This window comes from Geomonas subterranea, assembly GCF_019063845.1.
GTDB lineage: Bacteria > Desulfobacterota > Desulfuromonadia > Geobacterales > Geobacteraceae > Geomonas > Geomonas subterranea.
In genome coordinates this window covers 3,966,972-3,982,610 of sequence record NZ_CP077683.1, presented here as the reverse complement: position 1 = coordinate 3,982,610, position 15,639 = coordinate 3,966,972, and the positions used below count along the sequence as shown (strand labels likewise).

Below are 15,639 nucleotides of genomic sequence, written 5' to 3'. Positions count from 1 at the left end.
AACTTAGAACTGACTTTTAATTCCTATACTATTTAGGAAAAATACGCAGCAAAGGAGAAACAAATGGAATTCTTTACTATGTGTGTACTCGCAGCAGGCATCGGCATGGCTCTCGGCACCCTCGGCACCGGCATCGGCCAGGGTCTCGCAGTTAAGAGCGCTGTTGAAGGCGTTTCCCGTAACCCGGGCGCTTCCGGCAAAATCCTCACCACCATGATGATCGGTCTGGCGATGATCGAGTCCCTGGCAATCTACGCCCTCGTCGTTTGCCTCATCATCCTCTTCGCTAACCCGTACAAAGAAGTTGCAATGAGCGCTATCAAGGCTGTTGCGAAGTAATTAGTTTCTTCAAGAAACGCGAAAAGGGCGTGCCGCAAGGTACGCCCTTTTTTTATGCGCGAAGGGAGCCAAACGCAGGACCACAGAGGTCGCGGAGACCAATAGAGGGCAGGAAGAAAGAGATTGATACTTCCCCGTTAGCATCCCGTCCCCCCTCTCCCCCTGGGAGAGGGGCAGGGGTGAGGGCTAGGCTGTCACTCTACCGTAGCTGCGTGGCATCTCCCTCACCCGGCCTGCGGCCACCCTCTCCCAGAGGGAGAGGGGATGGGAGAGCGACGACGAGGGCGAGAGGGTACAGGAAAGCCCGTCCCTGAGGACAAGGGAGAGCGGGGTGACGGGGCTGCCTTGACATTTACTTTCCGCTATGAAATAGTCCAGGCCATGAAAATCATAGCCGACATGCACACTCACACCCTCGCCTCGGGGCACGCTTATTCCACCATCAACGAACTGGCTCAAGCCGCCGCCCAGGCAGGGCTGCGCGGGCTGGGCATCACCGACCACGGGCCCGGACTTCCCGGCGGTCCGCACCGCTACCACTTCTGCGCCATGCGCTTTGTCCCCCCCTCCATCGCCGGAGTCAGGATCTTCCGCGGCATCGAGGCGAACATACTCGACCATACCGGGAGACTCGACCTCGAACAGGACGTCCTGGAGACCCTCGATTACGTGATGGCAGGCTTCCACGAGGATTGCGGCATCTGCGGGCAGGACCGGGACCGCAACACCAGGACCCTGTTGACGGTCATGGAAAACCCGCTGGTGAAATGCATCTCCCATCCGGGGAACCCCATCTTTCCGCTTCACTATGAAGAAGTCGTCATGGGGGCGCTGGCCACCGACACCGCGCTGGAACTGAACAACTCCTCGCTGGCGGCGGTTAGCCGCAAGGGGAGCAGCGAGAACTGCGCCGAGATCGCGCGTCTTTGCGCCAGGATCGGGGCACGCGTGATGATCGGGAGCGATGCGCACATCTGCCAGGGGGTCGGGGTCTTTGATCAGGCGCTGCAATTAGCCGCTGAGGCTGGTATCGCCGAGGGGCAGGTGGTGAACGCTTCGTGGGAGAGGCTTCTGGATTTCCTGGGGTTCAGCGAATAGAAAGGGAGCCGGACGGACGAGGCGGGGAAAAGGCGGGCGAATGGTTATTCGCCCCTACAGGCCCTGCACATCGCTAGAGACGGGATCAACAAACGAAGGGGCGCCGGTGACGGCGCCCCTTTACTTATTTATACTGCTCGTTTCCCGGACATGGAGTAGGCGAGGACGGCGAGACCCGCGAAGAGGAGCGGGATCCCCCCCATTGCGGTGGGGGTCAGGCGCTCACCCAGGAACAGGATCCCCAACAGGGCGGCGACGAGCGGCTCGGCCAGCGAAAGGGTGACCGCGGAGGCCACCGGGACGCTGCGCAGTCCCATGGCGAAGAGCCAGTACGACAGGGCGGTGATCACGACGCCGAGGTAGAGGACCACCATGGTCCCGCGGGGAGTGGCCACCCAGGTGATGTCGGTCAGGAAAAGCACCGGCAGGAGCAGGAACGCGCCCAGGCAAAAGACGACCGCCATGACCGCTTCGGAGCTCCTCCCGGGAAGAAGCACCTTGATGGCCATGGTGTAACAGGCATAGGAGGTGCCTGCACCAAGAGCCAGCAGTATGCCCACGACATCGATGGCGATGTCACCGCCACCGGTCACCAACAGGCTGCAGCCGGCGAGGGCGAGCACGGTCGCGATCCCCCAGGCACGCCCCGGGCGTTCTCCCCGGACGATGAACCCGAGAATCCCGGCGATCACGGGGGAACTGCCGATGGCGACCAGCGTGCCGACGGCAACGCCGGTCCTGTGGACCGCTGTGAAAAAGGTAAGTTGATAGAGGGCGACGAAGCCGCCCGCCGCCAGGGTGCCCCAGAAGGGCCAGCGCCCCTTGCCGAGCCCCCCCTTGAATAAGGCAAGGACCATGAGAGCCGCGCCTCCCACGATGAGGCGAAATGCACCGACGCTCCAGGGGGTGACGCCGGCAGGCGAGAGGGCCTGGGCGGTGCCGGAGGTCCCCCAAAGGGTGGCGGCGGCAAGGACGAGGAGGGCGCCGCCTGCGGCGGATTTGGGTGCAGTATTCATGGTCGGCTTTTCTCGTTGATTCAGTTGGACTGGTCGGACTGGTGAAACTGGTGGGACGCCGACCGATGCCTGCCTCAGCTGTGTTCGCGGGTGGCGTGGAAGCTGAGGTCCTTCCAGTTGTCCATGGTGTTGTCGAGACGCCACTGGCTCCCGGCAAGGTAGGCCAGGTTCCCTTCACCGTCCAGGTAAAGGTTCATCGCCTCTTTCTTCTGGAACTCGTCCAGTCTTTTTCGGTCACCGGTAACCCAGCGCGCGGTGACGTAGGAAACCGGCTCGTAGGCCGCCTTCACGCCGTACTCGTGCTCGAGGCGGTGCATGACCACGTCGAACTGCAGCATACCCACCGCACCGACGATCCAGTCGGCCCCCATGAGCGGACGGAACACCTGGGTCGTCCCCTCCTCGGCGAGCTGCACCAAACCCTTCTCGAGCGACTTCGACTTGAGCGGGTTGAGGATGCGCACCTTCCTGAAATGCTCGGGAGCGAAGTTGGGGATGCCGGTGTATTTAAGTTCCTCACCCTGGGTGAAGGTGTCGCCGATCTTGATGGTGCCATGGTTGTGGATACCGATGATGTCCCCGGCATAGGCCTCATCCACGTTGGTGCGGTCCTGGGCCATGAAGATGGTGGCGTTGGAGATCTGCACCTCGCGCCCCAACCTCAGGTGCTTCACTTTCATGCCGCGCACGAACTTGCCCGAGCAGATCCTGAAGAAGGCGATGCGGTCCCGGTGCGCCGGGTCCATGTTCGCCTGGATCTTGAAGGTGAAGCCGGTGAAGGGCTCCTCGTACGGGTCGACGGTGCGGGTGGTCGCCTCGCGCGGCAGCGGGGATGGTGCGTTCTCGACGAAGGAATCCAGGAGCTGCTGCACCCCGAAGGTGTTGATGGCGGAACCGAAGAAGACGGGGGTCTGCCTGCCGGCCAGGTAGGCCTCGGCATCGAAGGGATGCGCCGCCCCTTCCAGGAGCTCAACGTCGTTACGCAGTTCCTCCACCTGGCTCCCGAGAAGCTCGTCCAGGAGTGGGTCGTCAAGACCCTTGACCGTCACGACCTGCCCTACCCCGCGGTCGGCCTCCGGGTCGTAGAAGGTGATTTCCTTGGTGTAGAGGTGGTAGGTGCCGCGGAAACGCTTCCCCATGCCGATGGGCCAGGTCATGGGTGCGCACTGGATATTGAGGGTGCTTTCGATATCATCGAGCAGGTCGAGCGGCTCACGCCCCTCGCGGTCCAGCTTGTTGATGAAGGTCATGATCGGCGTGTGGCGCAGCCGGCAGACCTCGAGGAGCTTCTTGGTCTGGCTCTCGACACCCTTCACCGAATCGATGACCATGAGGACGGAGTCAACGGCGGTTAAGGTTCTGTAGGTATCTTCCGAAAAGTCATTATGACCGGGGGTGTCCAGGAGGTTGATCTCGAAATCGCGGTAGGTGAATTTCATCACCGAGGAGGTTACGGAAATGCCGCGCTGCTTCTCCATCTCCATCCAATCGCTGGTGGCATGGCGCGCCGACTTGCGGGCCCTGACCTCTCCCGCCTGCTGGATGGCGCCGCCGAAGAGCAGCAGCTTCTCGGTTATGGTCGTCTTACCGGCGTCAGGGTGACTGATGATGGCGAAGGTGCGCCGCTTCTCTATTTCTTGCTCGTTGTGCCGCATCAACTGGAACTCCCGTTAAAATTCTCTGGACAAAAGAAAGGCGAAGAGGGTATCTTCGCCGGACCATCACAGCAAAGCATAATTGCACAGCAACCGCCTAAAGGGCAATAATTTTTTTCCGGTGGAACCTTCATGAACGACATCTACCAGCGGCTCCATCTCGCCAGTGAAGCTCAGGACCAGGCGGAGATCATCGCCACCCTGTCCGCGATCAAGGCTGGGAAGCTGAAAAACGACCTGAGGCTGCTCAACTTCTACCGCGAGGTGCCGGTGAGCTACGGCGCCGAGGTCCTCACGGTAGAGGAACATGATGCGGAACTGGCGGTGAACCAGATTCAGGCCGTGGTGATCGCGCATGAAAAGCTGACGGTCCTGAAAAGCAGCCACTTTCACCGGGACGTCGCTGCGGCGGTGACCTACGTGAACGTGGAGAAATCGCGGGTGGTGGTCTCCAATCTGAGCTACGCCCTGGTGCGCGCCGACCGCCGCATGTCCGTGAGGGTCCAGCTCGGTTCAGCCATCGACGCCTCCTTCGCCGCGCCGGAGCTGGACGCGCTGCACGGCCGCCTGCACGACATGTCGCTTACGGGAATGTCCATCAACGTCGCCAGGGAGCCGAATCTGCCGCTCAGCCAGGCGGGTGAACTCACCATAGCCCTCCCCTCCGGATCGATCACGGTCGCGGCTTCCCTGCTCAAGGTGATCCACACCGGCGACACCTTCCGCATGGTCTTCGAAATCGAACCGTCGCGCGCGGCGGAACTCATCATTTCCCAGTACATCTTCCAGCGCCAGGTGGAGATCATCAAGGAACTCAAGGACCACCCCGGCGTAACCCTCTAGGCCATGCTTTTTGACAGCCACTGTCACCTGGATGACCCGCAGCTGCTCCCCCGCCTGGGCACGCTCCTCCAGGAGGCTGAGGGGGCCGGTATCGCAGCCTTCCTGGTCCCGGGCGTGCACCCTTCCGGGTGGCAAGCCATCCACTCACTCTCCGCCAGTCACCCCCGCATCTTCCCCGCCTACGGCGTCCACCCCATGCACGCCGATATCGTCACCCCTTCGACACTCTCCGAGTTGCGACGTAAAGCGGCATCGGCCTGCGCCATAGGCGAGATCGGGCTCGACTACCTCCTCCCCTCCCCTTCCCGGCAGGCGCAACGGCTCGCCTTCGCGGCGCAACTGCAGGTCGCGGTGGAGGCGGGACTGCCGGTACTGCTTCATTGCCGGAAGGCGTTCGAGGACCTGCTCGCCATCCTGCGCGGGTCCGGGGTGGAGGGCACCGGGGGGGTGATGCACGCGTTTTCGGGGAGTATCGAGACGGCACACGCCTGCCTGAAGCTCGGGCTGCACATCTCCCTCTCCGGAACCGTCACCTACGCCAACGCCCGACGCCCGGTGGAGGTCGCCAGGGAGGTTCCGCTGGAGCGGATGCTATTGGAGACCGACGCGCCGGACCTGGCGCCGGAACCGTTTCGCGGCGACATCAACGTGCCCGCCCACCTAATCGCCACGGCACGGCGTGTGGCCGAGATCAGGGGCATCCCGCTCGAGGATCTTGGCCGCCATGCCTTCGACAATACCGTCCGCCTCTTGAAACTCGCCCCCTCCCTGGCCGCCCGACCTGCGCATTAGACTGTTTTCATTGCCATTTCAGTAATTTGACCTCCTACCCGGCTTCGATATACTCTTTGCCAGGCAATTCCCATTGAACCGTTACGGAGGTGCAGCCATGTTCAAGGAATATACTCTGCAGGAAGCATTGAAGCTGGCCATCAAGACCGAGAAGGAAAGCATGGACTTCTACCATCGGGCGGGGTCAGTGAGCAAGGACGAGAGATCTAAGAAGGTGTTCGCCCTGCTGGCCAACGAAGAGGCGGGGCACCTGCGCGCCTTCTTCGACCACTACCGCGGGGGGGACCTGGGGGACATCGACAGCTACCTCGCCTCACCCCCTGACAAGCAGTCCGCCACCCATCTCGCGCTGGAGCAGGCCATCGCCGCCGAGAGCCACGAGCAGAAGGCGCTTGAGATCGCGCTGAAGGAGGAGAAGGCCTGCATCGACTTCTACACCATCCTGGTGAAGGATGTGGTCGATCCGCTGGTACGTCGCGTGTTCGAGACGGTGATCAGGGAAACCCAGGGGCACTATGACATGATCGAGGACGAGTACATGCGCGTCATGACCATGGTGCACAGTTCGGATCAGAACATCTATGTGAGGGAGTAGTCGGGTAAGGCGCCCGAAGGGCGCCGGCCAACACGGCAGCTACGGCGGCCGAGGGAGCGGCTTTCTGTGGACCCGGTGGACAGAAGTGGACCTGGTGGACCCGGTGGACGGGGTAACGCGGAGAACCACAATGTGAAAAGCCTCCGCACCTTTTGGTGCGGAGGCTTTTGTTTTTACTCGACCCCTGTCTCTAAGCCAGGTACTGGGCGTAGTACCCTTTTACCTTGGCCAGATAGCTCCGGGTTTCGCGGGGGAGGGTGTCGGTGCCGTGACGGTCGACGTTGCCGGGGCCCCAGTTGTAGGCGGCGAGGGCTTCGTCGACGTTGCCGTTGTAGCGCCGCAACATGTCCTTCAAGAACCTGGTGCCGGCCATGATGTTCTGCTCGGGATCGAAGGAATCGGTGACGCCGAGCCCCCGCGCGGTCGCGGGCATCAACTGCATCAGCCCCCGGGCTCCGGCTGAACTCACCGCACGGGGATTGAAGTCGCTCTCGGCCTTGATGACGGCGCGGATCAGTCCGCTGTCGACACCGTAGCGCTGACTGGCCCGCTGGATGATGGCATCGGTGGAGCTGTCACCCGACAGCCCCGGTACCGCGGGGAGTTCGCCGGCAGTGAAATGGGCCTGCTGCGCCTGGAAAGCCGCCTCGGGCCCCTGATCGGCCGCGGCTTCCCGGGTCTCGGCTACGGCGCTGCCGCCGGCAGGAAGCTGCTCCAGAAACCGGTTCAACAATCCCTGCACGTTGACGTTGGGGGTGGTGGAGGGGGACGACGCGGCGGCGTCACCACCGATGGCGAGTGCGGAACTGAGCATCTTCAGCCGCAGCGCCTCGGCCGCGGCCTGCGGCGTCACTTCGGCGCCGGCACCGCTTTGGTCCAGCATGTCCCGGAAGGGTACTGCCGGCGAACCGGAGGCGGGGGCCGGCTTCCTGGCCCCTTCGACGCCCGCCGGCGCCGTGTTTATCGGATTGATCGACATAGGCTCCCCTCTTACGGGGAAAGCGTGGTCTCCCCGTAAACAAGTTTCTTCTTCTTCAATTTCTCGATCAGCGTGGTCCGCTTCAGGTTCAGGAGCTCGGCAGCCTCCTTCTTGTTGCCGCCGCTCTTCTCCAGGGCCTGCATGATCAGCCGGTTCTCGAATTCCTCGACGGCGCTGTTCAGGCAGAAGCCGTCATCGGGAAGGGTGATCATGTGCTCGCCGTGCACCACCGGGGTGCTGCGGCCGCCGCGGTACTTCTCGGGGAGGTCGTGGATGTTGATCACCCCGGTCCCCTTGATGATCACCAGGCGCTCCACCAGGTTCTCCAGCTCGCGCACGTTGCCGGGCCAGTCGTAGCTCCCGAGGATCTCCAGCGCCTGCTTGTCAAAACCTTGAACCTTGCGCTGCTTGCTCCGGTTGAACTTCTCCAGGAAGCTGTTCAAAAGCAGCGGGATGTCCGCGCCGCGCTCGCGTAGGGGGGGAAGCATGATCGGGATCACGGAAAGCCGGTAGTACAGGTCCTCGCGGAACTCCTTGGAGGCGACCATGTGGTCCAGGTTCTGGTTGGTGGCCGCGATGATCCTGACATCGACCTTCTTGGAACGTGTCGAACCGACCGGTTCCAGTTCCCTGCTCTGCAGCACGCGCAAGAGCTTCACCTGCAGGTTCGCCTTCATGTCCCCGATCTCGTCCAGGAACAGGGTCCCCTTGTCGGCCATCTCGAAGCGGCCGACGCGGGTCGCGACGGCGCCGGTGAAGGAGCCCTTGACGTGCCCGAACAGCTCGCTCTCCAGGAGCTCGTCGGGAATAGCCGCACAGTTGAGCGCCACGAAATTCTTGTCGGAGCGGTTGGAGAGGTCGTGGATGGCGCGGGCCACCAGTTCCTTGCCGGTCCCCGACTCACCCTGGATCAGCACGGTGGAGTCGGAGGTGGCCACCTTCTCGATCATCTCGAAGAGCGAAAGCATCTTTTCGCTTTCCCCGATGATGTTGTTCAAAAGCGCCCTGTTCTTTATGCAAGGCTTGGACCGGAAGCTCTTGCTCTGCAGCGCCTGGTGCTCCAGGCCGCGCTTGACGTGGGTTTCCAGTTCCTCGAGGTTGAAGGGCTTCTCCAGATAGAAGAACGCCCCCGCCTTCAGGAGATTGGCGGTCATCTCGTTATTGGCGAAGGCGCTGTAGGCTATGGTGACTATCTCCGGGCGGAGCGATTTAAGCTGCCGGATGAACTCCAGACCGTTCACCCGCGGCATCATGATATCGGTGATGACCATCTGCACGTCGTGCATCTCGATCTTCTGCAGGGCGTCCTGCCCGTCGAAGGCCTGGTAGACCTGGTACCCCTTGTAGCTCAGGAAGGCGGCCACGAAGTCCCGTGTCTTCTTGTCATCGTCTGCGATCAGTATTTTCGGCGTTTCCATCGTTTCCCCGATTTCGGTTAAAGTTGCTGCGAATCAAGCCGATACAAAAACGGTCAACGTCCGAAACTATAGCGAGTTCTTTCGGCAATGTCAATTAAATGACTTGCGATGATTTCCCACCAGTCAATTTTCTGCCCGTTGGCCGGATACCGACTCCGGCGCGGCGGCTCCAACCGCACGGGCCGCCGCTTCGCGGAGCTGGCCTTCGTTTTGCGTTAGAGGAAAAAAATATTCAACCTTTGTCCCGGCTGGCCGATTAGGGGACAATAGGGCGGGTGCCCCACACCCCGTCCATTTCACCGCAGAGGGAGGGTCCATGGAGACCGCACTCACCAAGGTCAAGAGCGAAGAGTACGGGGGGGAGCTGATCCAGTTGGTAAGCTTCAACCTGGAAAAAGAAGAGTATGGCATCAACGTCCTGATGGTGCGCGAGATCATCCGGATGCTCAACATCACGCGCGTGCCCAACACCCCCCACTATGTGGAGGGGGTGATCAACCTGCGCGGCAAGGTCATCCCCATCATCAACCTGCGCAAGAAGTTCGACCTCATGGACGCGGAGTACGACAAGCGCACCCGCATCATGGTGATGGAGGTGGTGGGCGAACTGATGGGGTTCATCGTCGACGAGGTGTCCGAGGTGATCCGCATCTCCGGCAAGGAGATCCAGCCGCCTCCCCCGGTGGTCTCCAGCGGCATCGAGCAGGAGTGCATGGCGGGAGTCATCAACCAGGCGGAGCGGCTTTTGGTGCTGCTCGACCTGGAGAAGATGTTCTCCGCCGACGAAAGAAGGCTGTTCAGCAACGTAGCGTAAGGCACCACCTGGGGGAAAGGATCCCCCTTCCCGGAGCATAAAATGGCCATAGACTGCGAAGATCAGGAGTTATTGGACGGCTTTCTCGCCGAGACCACCGAACTCCTCGAAAAACTTGACGACGACCTGATCTCCCTGGAGAAGAGCCCGGAAGACGCCGACCTCATGAACCGGATCTTCCGGTCCATCCATACGGTCAAGGGGGCCTCGAGCTTCCTTGGGTTCGACATGCTGGTCAAGGTCACGCACAAGACCGAGGACGTTCTGAACCGCCTGCGGAAGGTGGAGCTGACGCTCACCTCCGAGATCATGGACGTGATCCTGGAGGCGGTCGACCTGGTGAAGACCCTGGTGGCCGACATCAAGGGGGGCGAGATCGTCGAGCGGGACCTGGAGGGTACCATCGCCAAGCTGATCCCCTTCCTCTCCGAGAACGCCGTGGAGGCGACCGTGCTCGCCCCGGTCTTCGCCCCCAAGGAAGAGAAGAAGGGAGCCCCGGCGGCAACGCCCGCTGAACCCGCCGCGACCGCCCCCGCCGCCGAGGCGTCAGCCCCCCCGCAGGAGCCCGAGGCGCAGGCGAAAGCCGAGCCGGCACCCTCCCGGCAGGTGGCGCCGGCGCCGCAGCCCAAGCCCCAGCCGGTCAAGGAGCCCCAGAAGGCTCCCGCCAAGGGAGGGGGCGAGGATCTCGCCGACAACTCGACGGTCAGGGTGGACGTGAAGCGCCTGGACGACCTGATGAACCAGGTGGGCGAGCTGGTGCTGGAGCGTAACCGCATGATCCAGCTGCACAGCGACTACCAGACCGGGCTGAACCCCGCCGAGTTCGGCGACGATTTCGGCAAGCTCTCCAAGAGGCTCAACTTCGTCACCTCTGAACTGCAGATGCAGGTCCTCAAGATGCGCATGCTCCCGGTGGAGAAGGTCTTCAAGAAGTTCCCCCGCATCGTCAGGAACCTGGCGCGCGACCTGGGGAAGGAAGTCGACCTGGTCATCTACGGAGAGGAGACCGAACTGGACCGCTCCGTCGTGGACGAGATCGGCGACCCCTTGATCCACCTGATCAGGAACGCCCTCGACCACGGCCTGGAGACCCCTGACCAGCGCCTTGCCGCCGGCAAGGACCGGACCGGCACCGTGGTCCTCTCCGCCGCCCACGAGGGGAACCAGATCGTCATCAGCATCAAGGACGACGGCCGGGGGATCGACCCGGACCGGATCGCCAGGAAGGCGCTCGACAAGGGGCTCGTCACCGACGAGCAGGTCGCGGCCATGGGGACGCGCGAGATCCTCGACCTGATCTTCCTTCCCGGCTTCTCCACCAAAGAGCAGACCACGGACCTCTCCGGGCGCGGTGTCGGCATGGACGTGGTGCGCACCAACATCCGGAAGCTGAACGGCATCATCGAGATCAAGAACGAGTTGGGGCACGGCAGCGAGTTCATCCTGAAGCTGCCGCTCACCCTGGCCATCATCCAGTCCCTGCTGGTTGAGGTCGAGAAGGAGGTGTACTCCATCCCGCTGGCGTCGGTCATCGAGACCATGCGCGTCAGCAAGAAGGAGTTCCACATGATCGGCGGACAGGAGGTGCTGAAGCTGCGGGACTCGGTGCTGCCGCTTTTGCGGCTGCAGCGGACCTTCGGCTGCCAGGAGGCCTACACCGACCGGGACACCTGCTATGTGGTCATCGTGGGGGTCGCCGAGAAGAGGATCGGCCTGATCGTGACCAGGCTCCTTGGGCAACAGGAGGTTGCCATCAAATCGCTGGGCAAGTTCCTCGCCAACCTCCCCGGGATCGGCGGTTCGACCATCATGGGAGACGGCAGGGTGGCACTAATCGTGGATCCGATCGGACTGGTCGGTGGAGCAGCCTGAGGGGGCGATAATGGCATTTGACATGAAACCATTTGACGCTAAAAGCGCCCCGAAGATTTCCGACAAGGATTTCGAGCAGCTTCGGGACTACATATACAACGTCTGCGGTATCTACTTCCACAGCAGCAAGAAGTACTTCCTGGAAAGCAGGCTCGCGCGCAGGATGGAGGGGACCGGCTGCAAGACCCATGCGGACTACTACCAGTTCGTGCGCAGCCCGGCCACCGGCAGGAACGAGCTCACCAAGCTTCTCGACGAGATCACCACCAACGAGACCTGCTTCTTCAGGAACATGCCCCAGTTGAACGCGCTGGAGAACAAGTTCCTCCCCGAGATCATCGGCACCAAGGGGAAGATCGGCTTCAAGAAGCTCCGCATCTGGAGCGCCGGCTCTTCCTCGGGGGAGGAGGCCTACACCATGGCCATGATCCTCCTCGAGAAGCGCGCCACGCTGCTCAAGGACTGGATCATTGAGATCGTGGGGACCGACATCAACGAGACCGTGCTGGCCCAGGCGCGCGAGGGGGTCTACAACAGCTACTCGGTGCGCAACACGCCGGATTACTACCTGAAGAAGTACTTCAAGGAGGAAAGCCCGGGGCGGTTCGTGCTCTCCCCCGAGGTCAAGAAGCTGGCCACCTTCAGCCAGCTGAACCTCTACGACGACAACAAGATGCTCTTCATGAAGAGCTTCGATTTCATCTTCTGCGCCAACGTGCTGATCTACTTCGACACTTCCTCGAAGAGCAAGGTGGTACAGCACTTCTACAACAACCTGCAGCCATATGGCTACTTCTTCGTGGGGCAGTCCGAGTCGCTGCACGGGGTGAACGACAAATTCAAGACCGTACACTTCCCCGGCGGGTTCACCTACAACAAGTGAGGATGAGGCAATGGAAAAAGCAGCCATGATGCAGACTGCCCAGGAGATGGTCGAGAGCTTCGTTGACCTCCCCACCATCCCGCACGTGGCCACCCGGGTGATCGAGCTTCTGGACCGCCCCGGCGTCGAACTGGACGAGGTCGCCGACATGATCCTGGCGGACCAGGTTCTGGCGGCCCGGGTCATCAAGATGGTCAACTCGCCGCTGTACAAGCCGGCCAACGAGATAAAGTCCGTGAAGAGGGCCCTGATCTACCTGGGCTTCCGTCACATCCGCGAGCTGGCCTTCACCTGCTCCTTCGTCGACGTCTTCGAGGGGCGGGACGGCATCTTCGACGTCAGGACGTTCTGGGAGCACTCCTTCGGCGTGGGCGTGGTCTCCAAGATCATCGCGCAGCGGGTGCGCTACCCGGACACGGAAAAGGCCTACCTGGTGGGGATCGTGCACGACATCGGCGAGGTGTTCCTCTCCTACTACCGCCAGGACACCTTCCGCGCCCTGCTCGACTCGGTGAAGGGGCAGCCCTTCCGGCTGGTTGAAAAGGAGGCCGAGTACCTCGGGACCTCCCACAGCGAGATCGGCCTGTGCATCGCCCGCAAGTGGAACTTCCCGGCCGACTACTGCGAGGTGATCGGGCTGCACCACGACCCGGAGCAGGCGGTCCTCGACCCGACGCTCTGCGCCATCGTCAACCTGGCCGACCTTTTCTGCTCCGTGCGCCAGCTCGACTACGGCGGGAGCTCCTGGGTCACCTTCAACCTCGCCGAGGAGAAGGCCTGGGCCATCCTGAAGTCCTACGCGCCCAACCTCGCCGACCTCGACGTGGAGCGCTTCTGCTACGAGCTGGACGACCGCGTCCCCGAGATCCAGGACATGGTCAAATCTATATTCCAGGGCATAGGAGCCAAAGAAACGTCATGATCCCCGCAACCTCGAGCAAACTGAAGGTCCTGATCGTCGACGACTCCTCCTTCATGAGGATGGCGATCCGCGGCATCCTCACCAAGGCCCCCGGCGTTGAGATCGTCGGCATCGCGGCCGACGGCATGGAAGGGGTGGAAAAGGCCCTGGCGCTGAAGCCGGACCTGATCACCATGGACGTGGAGATGCCCCGCATGGACGGCATCGCCGCGCTGAAGCAGATCATGGCCAAGCAGCCCACCCGGGTGCTCATGGTCTCCACGCTCACCTGCGAGGGGGCCCGCGCCACCTTCGAGGCGCTCGACGCCGGCGCCATCGACTACGTTCCCAAGAACGTCAGCGACTGCAAGGACGCCCAGGCGATGTTCCAGCAGGCTCTCCTCGAGAAGGTGCGCGAGGCCGCCGTTTCGGCCGTTCCGCGACGCGCCGGCATGGGGATCGTACCCCGCGTCGCACCTCCGGCACAGGTGCGCCCATCCCAGTTTGCCAACCGCCGCGTCGGCTACGTCGGCATCGGCGCCTCCACCGGGGGGCCGGTCGCGCTCCAGGAGGTCATCTCCCGCATCCCCGTCAATTTCCCCCACGGGATCGTGGTGGCCATCCACATGCCCAAGGCCTTCACCGGCCCCTACGCCGAGCGGCTCAACGCCAAATGCTCGCTTTCCATCAGGGAAGCGGTCGACGGCGACATCGTCAAGGGGGGGCAGGTGCTGATCGCCCCCGGCGGGATGCACACCAGCCTGGTCAGGCAGGGAAGCAACATCGTGGTGAAGACCTCCCCCACCAGCGAATTCCCCCAGTACATCTACATCCCTTCGGTGGACCAGATGATCACCTCCATGGCCGATGCCAGCAACGGTGCCATGCTCGGCGTGATCCTCACCGGGATGGGGAACGACGGGTTCAAGGGGATGAAACATCTGAAGGAAAAAGGCGGGCTGACCCTGGTGCAGAACGAGGCGACCTCCACCATTTACGGGATGCCGCGCGCCTGTATCGACGGGAAGGTGGCCGACGTGGTGCTCCCGCTGGACCAGATAGGTTTCGAGATCGGGAAGATCGGCTGAGACTAGCGACGCGCCTGGATCAGGAGTCCGTCCTCGACCACCCTGACGCTGCAGCGCGAGAACCCCTCCCTCTTCAACCGGAACAGCACGAAGGGGGCCGCGAGCCCCCGGCAGTCCGGGACGAGGAGCCGCAGTTCCCCCGAGGCGTCCAGGTAACGACCCATTCCACCCCGTATATCGGCCGGATCGCAACGGCGCAGCACGCCCGGCTCGACGGGCTCCGGTATGCCGCCACGCGCTGGAAGCAGCGCGTCCCACATGAGCGCAACGGTTCGCAACGTCCTTTTCATATCCCCGCTTTACCCCTTCCCTCGCCAGGCACGCCGCGCTCCCGCGACTGCTGAATCGCCACCTGCTGTTTTTCACCGTTGACGCGACTCCCCCAGTAGACCCCGGCTACCACCAGCAACCCTCCACAGAGCTGAGGCAGTACCACCCGTTCGCCCAAAACAAGCGCTGCCTGCAATGCCCCGAAGAACGGGACCAGGTTCACGAACACCGCGGCCCGCGAGGCGCCGATCCTCCCCACGCCCTGGTACCACCAGACGAACCCGACCACCGTTCCCAGCAGGGCCAGTTGCAGGATGGCGAGCCACCCCACCCAGCTGAAGGAAGGCCAGGGGCCGCCCAGCGCCGCGTGCTCCACCAGTGCCGCCGGAAGAAGGAGCGCCGCCCCGAAGAGCGAGGCGTAGGCGGTGGCCGCCAGAGGCGTGAAGGTCGCCAGGGCCTTTTTGCCCAGGATGGAATAGAGCGCCCAGCAAAGCGGCGCCCCCAGCATGATGAGGTCACCCTTGTTGAAGGCGAAGCCGGCGAGGACGGCCCAGGACCCCTTCGAGATGACCACGCAGACACCGAGGAGCGAGACCATAAGCCCCATCCCCTGGGTCAGGCTGACCCGCTCCCGCAGCCACAGCGCCGAGATGACAGCGGTGAGGAGAGGGTTGATGGCGACGATGAGGGCGCCGCTTGTGGCTGTGGTGAGTTTCAACCCGGTGAAAAAGAGGGCGTTGTAACAGAAGATGCCGGTCAGGCCGAGACTGAGGAGCAGGCCCGATTCCCGCACGCTCCTTGGTGCCGGGAACGGTTTCTTCTCCCTGCGCGCGTACCAGGCGGTGAGGGCGATCAGGCAGGCGGCCGCGACCGCGAAGCGGGTGGCGGCCGCGAAGAAAGGCGGCGCCTCTTTTACCGCCAGACGCGCCGCCACGAAGGTGCCACCCCAGAAAAAGGTGGTCAGTACCAGCTTCAGATATACCGGTTTCAAGTTACCGCTCATGCTAAAGGCACCCCGCCCCAAGGTCTGCGCGGCCGGGGCGCTGTACCCTTACAAAAACCTGCCACTTCCCCTC

General features: G+C 62.6%; 16 protein-coding genes. 10 read left to right on the top strand and 6 right to left on the bottom strand.

The genetic code is table 11. From position 1 onward, the window contains the following. Nucleotides 1-63 precede the first annotated feature (63 nt). Both atpE and KP001_RS17330 read left to right on the top strand, forming a co-directional pair. Entirely contained in the window at nucleotides 64-339 is a 276-nt protein-coding gene (atpE, locus tag KP001_RS17335) for an ATP synthase F0 subunit C (RefSeq protein ID WP_199391134.1), read from the top strand. Between the two features lie 345 nt (nucleotides 340-684). After that, nucleotides 685-1,437, top strand: a complete 753-nt coding sequence (locus tag KP001_RS17330) for a phosphatase (protein WP_302466953.1) — start codon at nucleotides 685-687, stop codon at nucleotides 1,435-1,437. Between the two features lie 128 nt (nucleotides 1,438-1,565). Here the strand turns inward: KP001_RS17330 and KP001_RS17325 are convergent, their stop codons facing one another. Further along, the gene (locus KP001_RS17325) at nucleotides 1,566-2,453 is read right to left on the bottom strand and encodes an EamA family transporter (RefSeq protein ID WP_217286818.1); all 888 of its coding nucleotides are present in this window, start codon (nucleotides 2,451-2,453) and stop codon (nucleotides 1,566-1,568) included. A 74-nt stretch (nucleotides 2,454-2,527) separates the two neighbouring features. After that, nucleotides 2,528-4,111, bottom strand: a complete 1,584-nt coding sequence (locus tag KP001_RS17320) for a peptide chain release factor 3 (RefSeq protein ID WP_217286817.1) — start codon at nucleotides 4,109-4,111, stop codon at nucleotides 2,528-2,530. Nucleotides 4,112-4,240: 129 nt separating this feature from the next. On the opposite strand from KP001_RS17320, the gene KP001_RS17315 reads away from it, so the two are divergent. The 3 genes from KP001_RS17315 (at nucleotide 4,241) to KP001_RS17305 (ending at nucleotide 6,338) form a co-directional block, all read left to right on the top strand. After that, a complete protein-coding gene (locus KP001_RS17315; RefSeq protein WP_217286816.1) occupies nucleotides 4,241-4,951 on the top strand; it encodes a PilZ domain-containing protein in 711 nt (236 codons plus the stop codon). A gap of 3 nt (nucleotides 4,952-4,954) precedes the next feature. Continuing rightward, on the top strand, nucleotides 4,955-5,743 hold the full coding sequence (locus KP001_RS17310; protein ID WP_217286815.1) for a TatD family hydrolase: 789 nt from the start codon (nucleotides 4,955-4,957) through the stop codon (nucleotides 5,741-5,743). 97 nt (nucleotides 5,744-5,840) lie between these two features. Then, nucleotides 5,841-6,338 (top strand): ferritin-like domain-containing protein, encoded by a 498-nt coding sequence (locus KP001_RS17305; protein ID WP_217286814.1) that lies wholly within the window; start codon nucleotides 5,841-5,843, stop codon nucleotides 6,336-6,338. 190 nt (nucleotides 6,339-6,528) lie between these two features. Here KP001_RS17305 and KP001_RS17300 read toward each other — a convergent pair whose 3' ends face one another. Both KP001_RS17300 and KP001_RS17295 read right to left on the bottom strand, forming a co-directional pair. Further along, nucleotides 6,529-7,317 carry a lytic transglycosylase domain-containing protein gene (locus KP001_RS17300; protein WP_217286813.1) on the bottom strand — a complete coding sequence of 263 codons (789 nt, stop codon included), beginning with the start codon at nucleotides 7,315-7,317 and terminating at the stop codon, nucleotides 6,529-6,531. Nucleotides 7,318-7,328: 11 nt separating this feature from the next. Further along, nucleotides 7,329-8,735, bottom strand: a complete 1,407-nt coding sequence (locus tag KP001_RS17295) for a sigma-54-dependent transcriptional regulator (RefSeq protein WP_217286812.1) — start codon at nucleotides 8,733-8,735, stop codon at nucleotides 7,329-7,331. Nucleotides 8,736-9,051: 316 nt separating this feature from the next. On the opposite strand from KP001_RS17295, the gene KP001_RS17290 reads away from it, so the two are divergent. The 5 genes from KP001_RS17290 to KP001_RS17270 are packed head-to-tail and all read left to right on the top strand — an operon-like array spanning nucleotide 9,052 to nucleotide 14,293. Next, entirely contained in the window at nucleotides 9,052-9,549 is a 498-nt protein-coding gene (locus tag KP001_RS17290) for a chemotaxis protein CheW (RefSeq protein ID WP_217286811.1), read from the top strand. A 42-nt stretch (nucleotides 9,550-9,591) separates the two neighbouring features. Continuing rightward, a complete protein-coding gene (locus KP001_RS17285) occupies nucleotides 9,592-11,421 on the top strand; it encodes a chemotaxis protein CheA (protein WP_217286810.1) in 1,830 nt (609 codons plus the stop codon). 10 nt (nucleotides 11,422-11,431) lie between these two features. After that, nucleotides 11,432-12,304, top strand: a complete 873-nt coding sequence (locus KP001_RS17280; RefSeq protein WP_217286809.1) for a CheR family methyltransferase — start codon at nucleotides 11,432-11,434, stop codon at nucleotides 12,302-12,304. A 10-nt stretch (nucleotides 12,305-12,314) separates the two neighbouring features. Then, nucleotides 12,315-13,226 carry an HDOD domain-containing protein gene (locus KP001_RS17275; protein WP_217286808.1) on the top strand — a complete coding sequence of 304 codons (912 nt, stop codon included), beginning with the start codon at nucleotides 12,315-12,317 and terminating at the stop codon, nucleotides 13,224-13,226. Further along, nucleotides 13,223-14,293 (top strand): protein-glutamate methylesterase/protein-glutamine glutaminase, encoded by a 1,071-nt coding sequence (locus KP001_RS17270; protein ID WP_217286807.1) that lies wholly within the window; start codon nucleotides 13,223-13,225, stop codon nucleotides 14,291-14,293. The genes KP001_RS17275 and KP001_RS17270 overlap by 4 nt, the downstream gene beginning before the upstream one ends. Nucleotides 14,294-14,295: 2 nt before the next feature. On the opposite strand, the gene KP001_RS17265 is transcribed toward KP001_RS17270, so the two are convergent. Next, nucleotides 14,296-14,583 (bottom strand): hypothetical protein, encoded by a 288-nt coding sequence (locus KP001_RS17265; RefSeq protein ID WP_217286806.1) that lies wholly within the window; start codon nucleotides 14,581-14,583, stop codon nucleotides 14,296-14,298. After that, complete coding sequence (locus KP001_RS17260; RefSeq protein ID WP_217286805.1) at nucleotides 14,580-15,566, bottom strand: DMT family transporter; 987 nt, start codon at nucleotides 15,564-15,566, stop codon at nucleotides 14,580-14,582. Before KP001_RS17260 ends, KP001_RS17265 begins: the two co-directional genes overlap by 4 nt. Between the last annotated feature and the right edge of the window lie 73 nt (nucleotides 15,567-15,639).

Coding starts and splice junctions, on each gene's coding strand:
- KP001_RS17275 (WP_217286808.1), top strand. CDS start 12,315: ATGGAAAAAGCAGCCATGATGCAGACTGCCCAGGAGATGGTCGAGAGC.
- KP001_RS17270 (WP_217286807.1), top strand. CDS start 13,223: ATGATCCCCGCAACCTCGAGCAAACTGAAGGTCCTGATCGTCGACGAC.
- KP001_RS17315 (WP_217286816.1), top strand. CDS start 4,241: ATGAACGACATCTACCAGCGGCTCCATCTCGCCAGTGAAGCTCAGGAC.
- KP001_RS17325 (WP_217286818.1), bottom strand. CDS start 2,453: ATGAATACTGCACCCAAATCCGCCGCAGGCGGCGCCCTCCTCGTCCTT.
- KP001_RS17260 (WP_217286805.1), bottom strand. CDS start 15,566: ATGAGCGGTAACTTGAAACCGGTATATCTGAAGCTGGTACTGACCACC.
- KP001_RS17295 (WP_217286812.1), bottom strand. CDS start 8,735: ATGGAAACGCCGAAAATACTGATCGCAGACGATGACAAGAAGACACGG.
- KP001_RS17305 (WP_217286814.1), top strand. CDS start 5,841: ATGTTCAAGGAATATACTCTGCAGGAAGCATTGAAGCTGGCCATCAAG.
- KP001_RS17310 (WP_217286815.1), top strand. CDS start 4,955: ATGCTTTTTGACAGCCACTGTCACCTGGATGACCCGCAGCTGCTCCCC.
- KP001_RS17290 (WP_217286811.1), top strand. CDS start 9,052: ATGGAGACCGCACTCACCAAGGTCAAGAGCGAAGAGTACGGGGGGGAG.
- KP001_RS17265 (WP_217286806.1), bottom strand. CDS start 14,583: ATGAAAAGGACGTTGCGAACCGTTGCGCTCATGTGGGACGCGCTGCTT.
- KP001_RS17280 (WP_217286809.1), top strand. CDS start 11,432: ATGGCATTTGACATGAAACCATTTGACGCTAAAAGCGCCCCGAAGATT.
- atpE (WP_199391134.1), top strand. CDS start 64: ATGGAATTCTTTACTATGTGTGTACTCGCAGCAGGCATCGGCATGGCT.
- KP001_RS17285 (WP_217286810.1), top strand. CDS start 9,592: ATGGCCATAGACTGCGAAGATCAGGAGTTATTGGACGGCTTTCTCGCC.
- KP001_RS17300 (WP_217286813.1), bottom strand. CDS start 7,317: ATGTCGATCAATCCGATAAACACGGCGCCGGCGGGCGTCGAAGGGGCC.